Source organism: Chitinophaga pendula (assembly GCF_020386615.1).
Classification (GTDB): Bacteria; Bacteroidota; Bacteroidia; order Chitinophagales; family Chitinophagaceae; genus Chitinophaga; species Chitinophaga pendula.
On the sequence record NZ_CP077769.1, the window covers coordinates 7,113,787 to 7,127,068 of the forward strand.

At 49.3% G+C, this 13,282-nt stretch carries 11 protein-coding genes; 6 read left to right on the forward strand and 5 right to left on the reverse strand.

Annotation, left to right across the window (positions count from 1 at the left end; genetic code table 11):
- Window positions 1-3 precede the first annotated feature (3 nt).
- The 4 genes from KTO58_RS26885 to KTO58_RS26900 all read right to left on the reverse strand — a co-directional run bounded on the left by KTO58_RS26885 (window position 4) and on the right by KTO58_RS26900 (window position 5,658).
- Entirely contained in the window at window positions 4-2,250 is a 2,247-nt protein-coding gene (locus KTO58_RS26885) for an ATP-binding cassette domain-containing protein (protein ID WP_095836446.1), read from the reverse strand.
- 146 nt (window positions 2,251-2,396) lie between these two features.
- On the reverse strand, window positions 2,397-3,227 hold the full coding sequence (locus KTO58_RS26890; protein ID WP_095836445.1) for a M57 family metalloprotease: 831 nt from the start codon (window positions 3,225-3,227) through the stop codon (window positions 2,397-2,399).
- Between the two features lie 986 nt (window positions 3,228-4,213).
- Window positions 4,214-4,837 (reverse strand): response regulator, encoded by a 624-nt coding sequence (locus KTO58_RS26895; RefSeq protein WP_095836444.1) that lies wholly within the window; start codon window positions 4,835-4,837, stop codon window positions 4,214-4,216.
- Between the two features lie 80 nt (window positions 4,838-4,917).
- Complete coding sequence (locus tag KTO58_RS26900) at window positions 4,918-5,658, reverse strand: metallophosphoesterase family protein (protein WP_095836443.1); 741 nt, start codon at window positions 5,656-5,658, stop codon at window positions 4,918-4,920.
- A 201-nt stretch (window positions 5,659-5,859) separates the two neighbouring features.
- Between KTO58_RS26900 and KTO58_RS26905 the strand changes: the two genes are divergently transcribed.
- The 3 genes from KTO58_RS26905 (at window position 5,860) to KTO58_RS26915 (ending at window position 8,078) form a co-directional block, all read left to right on the forward strand.
- Window positions 5,860-6,450 carry a TetR/AcrR family transcriptional regulator gene (locus KTO58_RS26905; RefSeq protein ID WP_095836442.1) on the forward strand — a complete coding sequence of 197 codons (591 nt, stop codon included), beginning with the start codon at window positions 5,860-5,862 and terminating at the stop codon, window positions 6,448-6,450.
- Window positions 6,451-6,549: 99 nt separating this feature from the next.
- On the forward strand, window positions 6,550-6,780 hold the full coding sequence (locus KTO58_RS26910) for a hypothetical protein (RefSeq protein ID WP_095841375.1): 231 nt from the start codon (window positions 6,550-6,552) through the stop codon (window positions 6,778-6,780).
- Between the two features lie 23 nt (window positions 6,781-6,803).
- Window positions 6,804-8,078: an MFS transporter gene (locus KTO58_RS26915; protein ID WP_095836441.1), complete on the forward strand. Its 1,275-nt coding sequence runs from the start codon at window positions 6,804-6,806 to the stop codon at window positions 8,076-8,078.
- A 208-nt stretch (window positions 8,079-8,286) separates the two neighbouring features.
- Here KTO58_RS26915 and KTO58_RS26920 read toward each other — a convergent pair whose 3' ends face one another.
- Window positions 8,287-9,456 (reverse strand): FAD-dependent monooxygenase, encoded by a 1,170-nt coding sequence (locus KTO58_RS26920; RefSeq protein WP_095836440.1) that lies wholly within the window; start codon window positions 9,454-9,456, stop codon window positions 8,287-8,289.
- Window positions 9,457-9,555: 99 nt separating this feature from the next.
- Between KTO58_RS26920 and KTO58_RS26925 the strand changes: the two genes are divergently transcribed.
- The 3 genes from KTO58_RS26925 to KTO58_RS26935 all read left to right on the forward strand — a co-directional run bounded on the left by KTO58_RS26925 (window position 9,556) and on the right by KTO58_RS26935 (window position 13,254).
- Complete coding sequence (locus tag KTO58_RS26925) at window positions 9,556-10,170, forward strand: TetR/AcrR family transcriptional regulator (RefSeq protein WP_095836439.1); 615 nt, start codon at window positions 9,556-9,558, stop codon at window positions 10,168-10,170.
- Between the two features lie 26 nt (window positions 10,171-10,196).
- On the forward strand, window positions 10,197-10,784 hold the full coding sequence (locus KTO58_RS26930; protein ID WP_095836438.1) for a YdeI/OmpD-associated family protein: 588 nt from the start codon (window positions 10,197-10,199) through the stop codon (window positions 10,782-10,784).
- A gap of 97 nt (window positions 10,785-10,881) precedes the next feature.
- Window positions 10,882-13,254: a mechanosensitive ion channel family protein gene (locus tag KTO58_RS26935; RefSeq protein ID WP_095836437.1), complete on the forward strand. Its 2,373-nt coding sequence runs from the start codon at window positions 10,882-10,884 to the stop codon at window positions 13,252-13,254.
- Window positions 13,255-13,282 lie beyond the last annotated feature (28 nt).

Consider the following 13,282-nt stretch of genomic DNA (forward strand, 5'->3'; position numbering starts at 1 on the left):
TTTTTACGATCGAAGCAAATACTGACCCGTCAGCGACTGAGGCGCCTGCAACAGGTCCCGTGGTGTACCCTCGAAAATCACCTGCCCCCCCTTATGCCCGCCTTCCGGCCCCATATCGATGATCCAGTCCGCATTACGGATCACATCCAGGTTATGTTCGATCACGATCACCGTATTACCGCCATCCACCAACCGGTTCATAATACGCAGCAACTGCCCCGTATCCGACATATGTAATCCCGTCGTCGGCTCATCCATGACATATACACTCCCTTGCTTATGCAGCTCACTGGCCAACTTCAGCCGCTGACACTCCCCTCCCGATAAAGTACTGAGTGGCTGCCCCAGCGTCAGATAGTCCAACCCTACATCATACAACGCCTGCAACTTCGCCCGCAGATCCTTCTTCTCAAAAAATGTCACCGCCGCCGATACCGACATCGCCAGTACATCACTGATCGATTTACCGTGTAGCCGATACCCCAATACCTCCTCCTCGAAGCGCTGCCCATTACATACCTCGCAAGGCGTCCGGATCGTCTCCATAAAGGCAAAATCCGTCAATATCACCCCCAATCCATTACAGGCCTTACAAGCCCCCTTGGAATTAAAACTGAATAAAGAAGCACTCACCTTATTGGCAGCACCAAACAATTGCCGCACCGTATCCATAATACCCGTATATGTCGCCGGGTTCGAACGGCTGGAAGCACCCACCGCCGACTGGTCAATAACAATAGCATCCCCATGCTGCTGCAGGAACACCCGGTTGATCAGCGTGCTCTTACCCGAACCAGCCACACCCGTCACCACCGTCAACACACCAGTAGGTATTTGTACCGATACCGATTTCAGGTTATGTAAAGAACTTTTGCTGACCGGAATATAACCCTGATGCGGTCGCACCGTATCCTTGATAGGTTGCTGATGTTGCATGAACCGCCCCGTCAAAGTCCCCGATGCCAGCAACCCCTGATAATCCCCTTCATAAACGATCTGCCCGCCGTGTATACCTGCCCTGGGCCCCACATCCACAATATGATCTGCCACCTTGATCACATCCGGATCATGCTCGACAACAATAACCGTATTGCCCTTGTCGCGCAGCTTCTGCAATAACTCGTTCAGCCGGTGAACATCCCTGGGATGTAATCCCACACTCGGCTCGTCAAAAATGTAGATCACATCCGTCAGGCTGCTGCTCAGATGCCTCACCATCTTCACCCGCTGCGACTCACCCCCGGACAACGTAGTCGTCTCCCTGTCAAGACTCACATAATCCAATCCGATATCAATAAGATGCTGCAGATGCTCTTTGATACTACCCACAATATGTATCGCCAACGGATCAGCTATATCCCCGATTACCGTTATCAGCTCATCCACCTGCATCGCCATCATATCCGCTATATTATACCCCTTGATACGACAGTTCAATACCGCCGGATTATACCTGCTCCCTCCACAGGCATCACAGGTCACACTCGTAATGAACGACTGTACCTTTTTCTGCGTGGTCGTAGACATATCCCCTTCCTTCTTGATATACAACCGGTCAAATTTGTCGAGAAGACCTTCATAGGTCATATTCATCGGCCCCGTCGGCGTATCAATACTCGACTTAGCCTTACCCCGCAATAGCTGATGCCACTCCTCCGGCGTATAATCTGTTAGTGGCTTGTCCGCATCGAAAAAGCCAGAGAAAACATAACTCTTCCAATACCAGGTGCCCACCGCAAAAATGGGGAACAGAATAGCCCCTTCGTTCAACGACTTACTGCGATCCAGGAACTTCTCCAGGTCCAACCCCACTTTTTTACCAATACCCTCACATGCCGGACACATCCCGCCAGGATCGTTGAAAGAAAATACATTCATCGTTCCCGTCGCCGGCTCCCCAATCCGGGAAAACAATACCCGGAACAACGGATTGATATCCGTGATCGTACCCAGTGTAGAACGCGAGTTCCCACCAAGCCGCTTCTGGTCCACAATAATCGCTGTAGACACATTCCTGATAGCATCCGCCGCAGGCTGCGCATACTTGGGTAAAAATCCCCGGATAAAAGCAGAAAAAGTCTCGTTCAGCTGCCGCTGGGCTTCCGTCGCAATCGTGTCAAATACAATAGACGATTTGCCAGAACCCGATACCCCGGTAAATATGTTGATCTTCTTCTTCGGAATACGGAGCGAAACATGCTTGAGATTGTTCTCCCTCGCTCCTTCAATGATGATATGATCTGAATACATAAGCTGGAAAAGCGGATTTTAATGGTGAATGTGTTGGGTTGGAGGGGCACAAATTTGAATAATAAAAGCAAAAGGAAGGGTATCCGCGGCGGATTAATTAATATCCGTAACGGATAACCTTCCGGTAAAAAAGGTCGCCTCAGTAATTAATGCACACCATACAGGTATTGCAACGCCTTAATATCATTGGCGTTAAATGGCCGTACCACCCCAAAGTTTATACAGGCCAGCATCCAGCTGTCAGCATCTTCCGTCGCAGGCGTACCGGGAATAGCAACGGCACCCACACCAGCCTGACCCTCATCCGGCAATAACGTATAGCCGCAACTGTAATCCCGGTTGAAATAATCCGTATGACGGAACCCTATCGTATGTCCCAGCTCATGCGCAATCACCGTAGCCAGATGATCCTCCGGTGGCGTAATGCCCAGCCCGCCGGTATCCGTATTCAGTTGTATCAGACCCGCCGGCTGCCCCGCATTCGTCGGAAATCCCGCCGATCGTCCCAGGTTACCGGCGCCTAAATTGAAGTGCTCGATTACAATGTCCCCTCCACTCGCCACACGCTTGAACTTCAGCAAGAGGTTCAATGAATTATATCGGTCGATCGCCTTATCGGCCGCACTGGCATAAGCCGCAGGTAGATTACGCAACGACACCGTAATGACCCTCGGTAAACCCGTGATCAGAAAACTGGTCCGGTACTGCTCCACACCCGCCACACGCAACACAGGCGAAGGAGTAACCGGAATAGATAATAACTCCGGAAGGAAAATATCTCCTTCCACCACATAACCACCAGGCACACGGCGTACCTGCTGCGTACTGAACCCCGATTGACGGAGCCGCTGTAAAACAGCCGCAGGAATAACAGCGTCCTCCGCCTCATGGGATATAGACACCGCCTTATAACACGAACTTAAACTCAACAGATAAATAAACAGGGATAGGCATAACAGACAAGCAAGGGATCTCATACGAAAGGATTTAAGGTGAGTGAAAACAGGTATATTGAATAGATATAACAGCGACCTATAATCAATACGCAAAAAAGCCTACAAATATTATGGAGTAATAGGACAGAAAAAGAAGAGGTTTCTACCAGTTTTCCGGTACTGACCGCAAACCTGCACATCAAAAAATAGTTATAATCAGGGATTGTACATCCTCCCAATTGGGAATAAATTTGCCTATATCCTTTATGAAAAGGAAACAGCTAAACAAACTAGAGTAACGAACATATAGGTTCAACCGCATTCGTAGCAAGCCAGTATGTTAACTCGGAAAACACCTGTTGTATGCGTAACTAAGACCAGTAGCAGCCAGTATTCCATCGTGTAAAAGAGAACACCGCCCTGTATCATCATTTACACCCGGAAAATAACAACAGCAAACGAACAATAGGAAAAACGTGGTGGGGACCACAAAAGGCAACAATACAGAAGTATAATGAGCTAGGATCTACCAAGAGGACTAATGAAAAGTCCTGTTTATCCCTGTATAACTATCTGGACAATAAGATGATATACAGGCTGTAACCCGGTTTTTTAAACAACTATACATATGCCGGTGGCAGAAGGAATTCACCATTGCCATCATAAAATACTGTGGGGCCGGCTAATGGTCTGCTTGATGTATAACAGGCGATCACCAGGTCGTGAAAACGGCCAGTGTAATACCGCTTGGCGGAGTGGCATTACATACGGCGGTAGTCTGATAGGTACCATGTAATCAGGCTTTTGCCGGTTCCCACTTTTATCTGGAATAAATACAGCACAAGATATTCTTTGGGGCGATACTAGATAGACAGGATTACACACATGATCTTTGGATGTCCGAAGACAAAGCGAATAGATATTCCGGTGATGATATCAAGGTTGAGCAGAACCATAATCATTGGCCGGCTCTTATTATCTCTCACAGATGATAAGGTTGATTCCCCCCTCCCTCCGTCGAATAAGTCCTACAGGAGATTATACTCCCCTGCAAGTTTGATCACAGAGGTCATACTGTTTACCTTGAACTTTTCCATCAGGTTCTTCCGGTGGCTCTCCACCGTATGACTACTGATGAACAATTTCTCGGCAATCTGTGCCGTCGTATACCCCTTACCCACCAATTGCAATATCTCTTTCTCCCGCCTGGTAATACGCGGTACCTCCGGTAACGCAGAATCTTCCGTTTTTTCCAGTACCTCCCGGGTCTTGCTACACAGGTATAAATGACCATCGCATACCTGTTGGATCGCATCAATGATCTCATGACTCACCGCATTCTTTAACACATACCCATTCACACCACTTTGCAACATACTCTTGATCACCGGCTGTTCATTATGCACGCTCAATGCAATAATATAAAGCTCCTTGTTCCTCTTCCGGATCTGCTTACAAAGATCCAACCCGTTCATATCCGGCAGATTGATATCCAACAATAGTACATCCGGTTGTAAAGTCTCCAGCGCTTTCAACGTATTGGCGCCGTTGTCATAATCGCCCGTTACCGTAATGTTGGCGGTAGTGTTCAGAAGATTACGCAAACCTTCTCGTACAATAGGATGGTCATCAGTAATTATAACCTGGATCATAGTAGTGGTTTTGTGCCTGAGGCCAGATAATAGGGCGCCTGCAGGTTAAATATTAAATATCCGCATAGCTGGGTTAACTGTTACGCAGATGGGCCGGGCGTCTCTTCCGGATATAAGGATGGTACAGGATCACTTTGCCAGAGCATACCACTGTCCACATCCATCGCACTGATCCGCCCGTCATATCCCGCACCCGTATCTATATTCCAGACATTACAGGCTTTCATCGGTACCGCCTCGCCGTATTGAAGGGTAGGGGTGTGGCCAATATAGATCTCCTTATAGCGCTTTAGCCGCCGGGGATATAAAATAGGCGTCTTCAATACCCGCTTATGCAACGTCATCGCCGATTGCCACAGGCTCCGGTCCCAGTAAAGAGCCGCTACATTAGGCTCCTCCTCAGGGCCTTTCTTCGCCGTAAAACCACCGTGCACAAAAAGCCGCTCACCTTGCCCTTCGTAATAATTGAACATCCGGGCAAAAAAAGCAGTATGCGTCTCCAAACGGGAAGCCGGAATAGCCATATAACTTTCCAACGTCGAATGTCCTCCTTGCAATAGCCAAGCAGCAGAAGGCTGCGCCGTCTCCAACCACCCCTGACACCAGGCATCGTGGTTACCCCGGATAAAAGTACAGGCATAACGCTCTTCCAATGCTAATAAGTACTCAATCACCTGCGCCGAATCCGGCCACCGATCCACATAGTCTCCCAGGAAGATCAAATGATCACCCGGTTGAAGAGAAATGCGGGAAAGCAACTGTTCCAATGCGCGCAATGCTCCGTGTATGTCCCCTATTACAATGGTGCGGTTCGGTCCCATAACAGGCACCAATATTACGCAAACCGCTTTATATATAGTTCAAAATTATCCGTATACACAATACCCTTCCCACACCCTCTCAAACATACCCTTCCGCACACCCCTCTCGCACCACTCTCCCTCGCACCTCACCACCTCCCCCATTTATAACAAAAAGATTATTTTTAAGTGAATGATCATTCACTTATCTTTGTGTCCGCAATGAGAACCAGGGACGAAAATAAAGAACAGGCCATCCGCAATAAAGCCATTGAAATTATCGTAAAAGATGGCCTCGACGGACTCAGCATGCAAAAACTGGCCAAAGCCGCTGGCGTCTCTCCTGCTACGATTTATATCTACTATAAAGACCGGGAAGATCTTATCATCCAGCTGGGCTTAGAAGCCAGCACCGCACTCCTTACCAGCAGCCTGAAAAACTTTAGCCCGGAAATGCCATTCGAAGAAGGCCTGAAAGTACAATGGCGCAACAGAGCCGATTACTTCCTGAAAAACCCGATGCAGGTAGAGTTCATAGAACAACTAAGATACTCGCCACTATACCCGAAGGTCATGAACGCGCTGATAGCCACCTTCGGAGAAATCATGGGAAAGTTCGTCAACAACGCCATCAAACGCAAAGAATTAGTCACACTGCCTTTCGAAGTATATTGGTCAGTAGCCTTCGCACCGCTCTACCAATTGATTAAGTTCCATACGCAGGGAAAAAGCTACGCCAACAGAACCTTCACTATGACAGACAAAGTCATGATGCAAACATTACAACTGGTCCTGAAAGCATTAAGACCGTAATATTTTTTCTATGAGCAATACTAAATGAACATTCATTTTTAGCACACGCTAAAATAATTACAACAGGAAACCATCACCCACATCCGAAACTTGATCAATATGACAAGCACAGCTACTGAAGTATTGATTTTTAAGACAAATCTCCACTGCACCTATGCAGTCAAAAATGTCGCCCCACTGCTGGATACCGATCAGCGTATCATCCGCTGGAGTGTCGATTGCGAAGACACTGATAAAGTGCTCCGCATCGTCACCAACGGCCTGCAAGTGAACGATGTGATCACTTTACTGACGAACGCAGGCTACCACTGCGAAGAATTACCAGATTAATTTAAGTGCCAACACAAAGAACGATGACAACGACCAACACATCAACACCTGGTAAGGTGTTCTCCGGCTATGACGCCTTTATCATTGCCATACTCGCACTGCTGCAATTTACCATCGTACTGGACTTTATGGTGCTCTCGCCACTAGGCGCCATCCTCATGAAGGAAATGCACATCACCACCACCCAGTTCGGATACGTAGTATCCGCGTATGCTTTCAGTGCTGGCGCCTCCGGCCTCCTCGCCGCCGGTTTCGCAGACAAATTCGATCGCAAAAAACTGCTACTCTTCTTCTATGGCGGCTTTATGCTCGGTACCCTCTGCTGCGCCATCGCCCCTAACTTTCACTTCCTGCTCATCGCACGCGTCATCACCGGCATCTTCGGCGGTGTCATCGGCTCCGTAAGCATGGCTATTATCACCGACCTGTTCCGAATGGAAGTACGCGGCCGCGTCATGGGATTCGTACAAATGTCCTTCTCTGCTAGCCAGATCCTGGGCCTACCTATAGGCCTCATCCTGGCCGATCACTTCGGATGGCATGCCCCCTTCTCCATGATCGTCGGATTCGGCGTCGTACTAGGCCTCGTAATCATGATCTACATGAAACCAATAGCCGGCCACCTCGCTATCAAACAGGAAAAGAATGCCTTCCACCACCTGGCATCTACCCTCACCGAACCAAGCTACCTCATGGCATTCCTCGCTACCACCCTCATCGCCACCGGTGGTTACATGCTCATGCCATTCGCCAGCACCTTCGCCATCAACAACCTCGGCCTGAAATGGGACCAGCTCTCCATCCTCTACGGTATGACAGGTCTGGCAGCTCTCCTATTCGGCCCCCTCACCGGTAAACTTAGCGACAGGATCGGCAAATACCCCGTCTTCTGCATCGGCACCGGCGCCGCCATCCTCATGCTGGCCATCTATGGCAACCTCGGCATCACCCCCTTGTCCATCGTAGTCGCCATCAACATGGTCATGTTCGTAGCCGTCACCGCCCGCGTAATCGCCTCCTCCGCCCTCATGACCGCCATCCCCCGCCCACAGGACAGAGGAGCATTCATGAGCATCAACTCCGCCGTACAACAAATATCCGGCGGCATCGGTTCCGTAGTAGCCGGCTTCATTGTCTTCCAGGACGCAACCGGCAAACTCGTACATTACGATACCTTGTGTTACGTAGTGATCGGCGCCATGCTGGTAATGCTGGTACTGATGTATCAGGTAAACCAGATCGCCAGCCGAAAACAACAAGAGGACGCCCAACAGGCACAAAAAAGTGTATTAGCATAAACACAGATACAACACTTAAAAGACAAGGCCCCGCCACCGGTTCTCATACCGGCAGCAGGGCCTTGATAATTTACCGCTATAGCTCACGTCCACCTTTCCCATAGTTCTCCTATATCATTCCTATAGCTCACGTCCACCTTTCCTATAGTTCTCCTATATCATTCCTATAGCTTACGTCCACCTTTCCCATAGTTCTCCTATATCATTCCTATAGCTTACGTCCACCTCCGATGTCATGAAAATAGACCTGCCCGATCTGTTTACGTTGCATAAAACCAGGTAATAATGATAACAACCCCTTAGCCAGGCTTTTCTGCCATCCGCCTTTATTCACTATCTGGTTAATAGACCACGACGTATTACAGATATAAGTCGTCCGGTCTTTGCGCAATTGCTGAAAACGGACAAAGGCTGCCTGTGGCGACTTCTCCTCCTCCAGACATTGCGCCAGTACATAAGCATCCTCTACCGCCTGACAAGCACCTTGGCCCAGGTTGGGCGTAGTAGCATGCGCCGCATCCCCCAGCAATACCGCCCGGCCATCATACCACTGACCTATAGGTGCCAGGTCATAACAGTCACTGCGGATAATATGCGCCGGATGCACCGCCGCTATCAACCGGTGGAAAGCATCCGGGAACGATTGGCAAATGCCGGAAAGATAGTCCTTGACCGTAGCCGGATCATCCTTACCGCCCGCTGGCTCATAATGCGTGATATAACAATACAACTCCTCCCGGTTGACCGGCACATAAGCCGCCCGCAACCCCTTCTCCTGCCCCCACATCTCACACAGATCAGCCGGCCGGATGAAGGAAGACGCCCCGGGTACAATAAATCGCCAGCACACCTGCCCCGAATACCGTGGCCGCACCTCCGGATGTAACTGCTGCCGCCCCCTGGAATGCACCCCGTCCGCACAGATCAGAAAACCCCCTCGCTCACTGCTGCCGTCCTCAAAATAAACCGTTACCCCCTCCTCGTCCTGCACATAAGATTGAAAACGTTTACTAGTACAGATAATACCATCTTCCACCTGAGACAACAACACCTCCAGCAACTTACCGCGGTGTATCGAAATGATCCCATGCCCCGTTCGCTGTTTGATATAGGAAACAGGAATACTGGTAAGCACCCGCTCCCGGTGATCCGTAATAACCGCATCTGCTACATCATGCCCAGCCTCCGCAATAGCATCCGCTAACCCCAGCTCCGCCAGTAACACCAACGCATTAGACGCGATGTTCAGACCAGACCCTATCCCCAACAAAGCCGGCGCCTGCTCATATAAGGTCACCGGAATACCCCGCCGCGTCAATGCGATCGCTGTCGTCAACCCGCCTATACCTCCGCCTATAATTATACCGCCTTTGATCATAATTATTGATTTAGTACAAATGTACTAAGCTGAAAAGGGATTTAGTACATTTGTACTATTCTTTTTTTTTGTTTGTACTTTTATACCAATTTTGACCGCATGAATACAAAAGAAAAGATCATCGCTACCTCATTAGCACTTTTCAATGAACAGGGTATCGACAGCATCACCATCCGCCATATCGCAAAGGAAATGGGGATCAGTCATGGTAACATCCAATATTATTATAAAAACAACAACGAGATCATCCTGGCGCTCTACCAGCAACTGGCTGCTCAATTCAGTGCCATGATTAACACCATGGAGCCCGGTAGTCAAATGGAACTGGCCACCTTCCGCGCCTCCGTAAAATATTCCTTCCAGTTAATGTATGAATACCGCTTCCTACTCCTCCACTTCGTAGAAGTAGTCCGAAGGGTCCCAGAAGTAAGAGAAAGCTACCGTGAACTCTCCCGCCAGCGCGAAATACAGTTCCAGCTCATATTCAAACAGTTCGTCGAACAGAAGGTCTTCCGCGCAGACATCCCGGATGAAATATGGTCCAGCCTTAGCAAGCAACTGTTCATCATGGCCGATGGCTGGCTCTCTACCAACGCCATCACCGGCAACCTCAAAGGAGAAGAAGCGATTGCACTATACGAACGCGTATTCTGGCACCAGTTCTTTCCCTTACTCACCACCAAAGGCATACGCCAATACCAGGCTTGCAGCTGATAACAGAAGTAACTATCTTTAGTCCCATGAAAGAAACAACACCAGACATACAGTTTTTCGCAACACCGGAAGAATGGCGTAAATGGCTGGAGAAAAATCATCAAAAAGCCACCGAACATTGGGTCGGTTTCTATAAAACAGGTAGCAAGCAACCGTCCATCACCTGGCCCGAATCCGTCTCCGAAGCCCTCTGCTTCGGTTGGATAGATGGCATCCGCAAATCCATCGATGAGAATAGCTATAAAATAAGATTTACCCCCCGCCGCCCCGGTAGCATATGGAGCGCCGTTAACATCAAAAAGATCGCAGAACTGACAGCACAAGGCCGCATGCACCCCGCGGGAATAACGGTCTTCCAGAACCGCAAAGAAGGCAATACCAACGGGTACTCCTACAGCCAGGATAAAATAGCACTGAACGAAGCCTTCGAAAAAACCTTCCGGAAAAACAAAAAAGCCTGGGAGTTCTTCCGCTCACAAGCCCCTTCCTATCAGAAAGTAGCCATCCATTGGGTCATGTCCGCCAAACAAGCACCTACCCGCATCAAACGCCTCGAAAGCCTTATCAGCGACTCCGCTGCCGGCCTGCGATTAGCCCACCAGAGAAGGAAATAAATGGATCATATCATAATTTTAGATATTTAATTATTAATCATATAGGGGTAGGCCGGTAAAAACGTCGTCTTAACAAAATATACGTTAAGACCAGATCATGTTGCAGATACCTACCCGCCAATGTTTTTTCCGCTCCATCTTGTTGATTACCTTACTGGTAACCTTCAATAACCACCTGTCCCTATACGCGCAGCAACCCGCTGCAACCGACTCCACAACCAGGGATAACCACGCCGGTTTATCCCCAGAAGACAGCATGGTCCTCAAAATCGAAGACATCCATAATGTCCTCAATCGCATCAACAACATCACCGCTCAGGGTTTCAATACCCAACCCATAGAAACCGGACTACCCGAAATACAGGGCGGCCTCAGCGCCATCGATCAAAACATCGCCCTCTACAGCAAAGTCCTCAACATACGCAACCTCCAGACATACCGCGTCCTGCTCGGTGATATGCGCCGCCAGCTGGGCAACTGGAGAGAAACCCTCTTCGGATACAACCGCGACCTCACCAAAATGACCGCGGACATGAACGCCTTCCGCAACGACTCCTCCATACACAGAGTCCTCCGCGATACCGCCTTCCGGCAACTCTATATATCCGAACTGCAACAACTCCTCTCCAAAGGCCGCCAAGCCCGTAAAGCAATCAACGACGACCTCCAACGCATAAATAAACTACAAGCCCTCGTATCCAACTCCTACTTCAAATCCATGGAGCTGGAAAATAGACTCAACGAACAACTACGCGTATTCAGCATACGAACCTCCGGACAAGAATATGCCTCTCTCTGGGACGCCCGAGATACCAAAGAAAATGCCGCCATGCTGGAAATGGCCCGCAAATCATATGAAGGCGAACAAAAGATCATCTCCTATTATTTCAACCACCACAAAGGCTACTGGTTCTGGTTCTTCCTCATAGGTTTCATCTTCTTCTACTGGGTGTTCAAAGGCTTCCGTACCATCAAAGACTCCGGCCAGCAGGATGTACTCGCAGACGTACACTTCAGATACCTCCGCTCCTGGCCTATCCTCGCTACCCTCGTAGTCATGCTGAACGTAGCCCCCTTCTTCGATCTCAACCCACCTTCCGTATATGTAGAACTCATGCAGTTTTTCCTGCTGATAACACTAACACTCCTCTTCTGGCGAAACTGGCCCCGTCGCGTATTCCTCTACTACTGGTTGCCCATATTTTTCTTCAACCTGGCAATCCCCGTATTCAATAAAACCACAGAACCCAGCGCAACCCTCCGCGTATGGATGCTCGCCATACAAACACTGTCCGTCGTATTCGGATTTTTCTTCCTCAAAAAAGCAAGAAAGGCCATCGAGTTACACAGGCTCGTGCGCACCGTCACCATCGTTTATATCGTCTTTAATATACTGGCCATACTGATGAACCTCTTCGGCCGCTTCAGCCTCTCCGGTGTATACGGTACCGCCGCCATCCTAGGCTTTACCCAGATCATCGGTATGTCTATCTTCACCAGTATCATCACCGAAGCATTCTACCTCCAGATGAAAAAAAGCCGTATATCCGGCGGCGTAACAGCCAAATTCAACTACGAAAAAATAAAGAACAGCCTCGACCGCATTCTCAGCGTCGTAATGTTCATCGGCTGGATCATCATCTTCACCACCAACCTCAATTTCTATAACGACCTCTATAGCCTCTTCGACCTCCTGCTCACCACCTCCCGGAAAATAGGTACCACTACCTTCACCCTGGGTAATATCCTCCTGTTCTTCGCCGTAATATTTATCGCCAATATCCTACAGAAATATATCGGATACTTCTTCGGCGAAACAGAAGACGACTTCGTGGGAGAAGTAAGTAAGAAAGGGTCCAAACTGGTACTCATGCGCCTCATCGTATTACTGGTCGGCTTCCTCATCGCTATCGCCGCCTCCGGCCTCCCCGTAGACAAAGTAACCGTAGTACTGGGCGCCCTCGGCGTCGGTATCGGTCTCGGCCTCCAGAATATCGTCAATAACCTCGTATCCGGTATGATCCTCATCTTCGAACGACCCCTCCAGGTCGGCGACTTCGTAGAAGTAGGCGCCCGCCAGGGTAGAGTAAGAGATATCGGCATCCGGTCCAGCAAACTCGTTACCGCCGCCGGCGCAGAAGTCATCGTCCCCAACGGCGACCTCCTCTCCGGTCAACTCGTTAACTGGACCCTCCGTAATAACCATATCCGCACCGAACTATCCCTTAAACTGGCACCCCCCGATCAACTTGATCAGGCAAAAGCCATCATAATACAGGAAATAGAACAAATAGATGAAGTACTCAACCGCCCTGCAGTAGAAATACTCATCACCAATATCACCGCCGCCGTCGTGGAAATAAAAGTGCAGGTATGGCTGCAAACCGTCGGCCGCGAACAGGTAGTACGCAGCGAAATGCTCAATCGTATCTACAACAAGCTGAAAGAAAACGGCGTCACCGTACAATAAGCCTCCCCATTAAAAGATTAGTGTAACA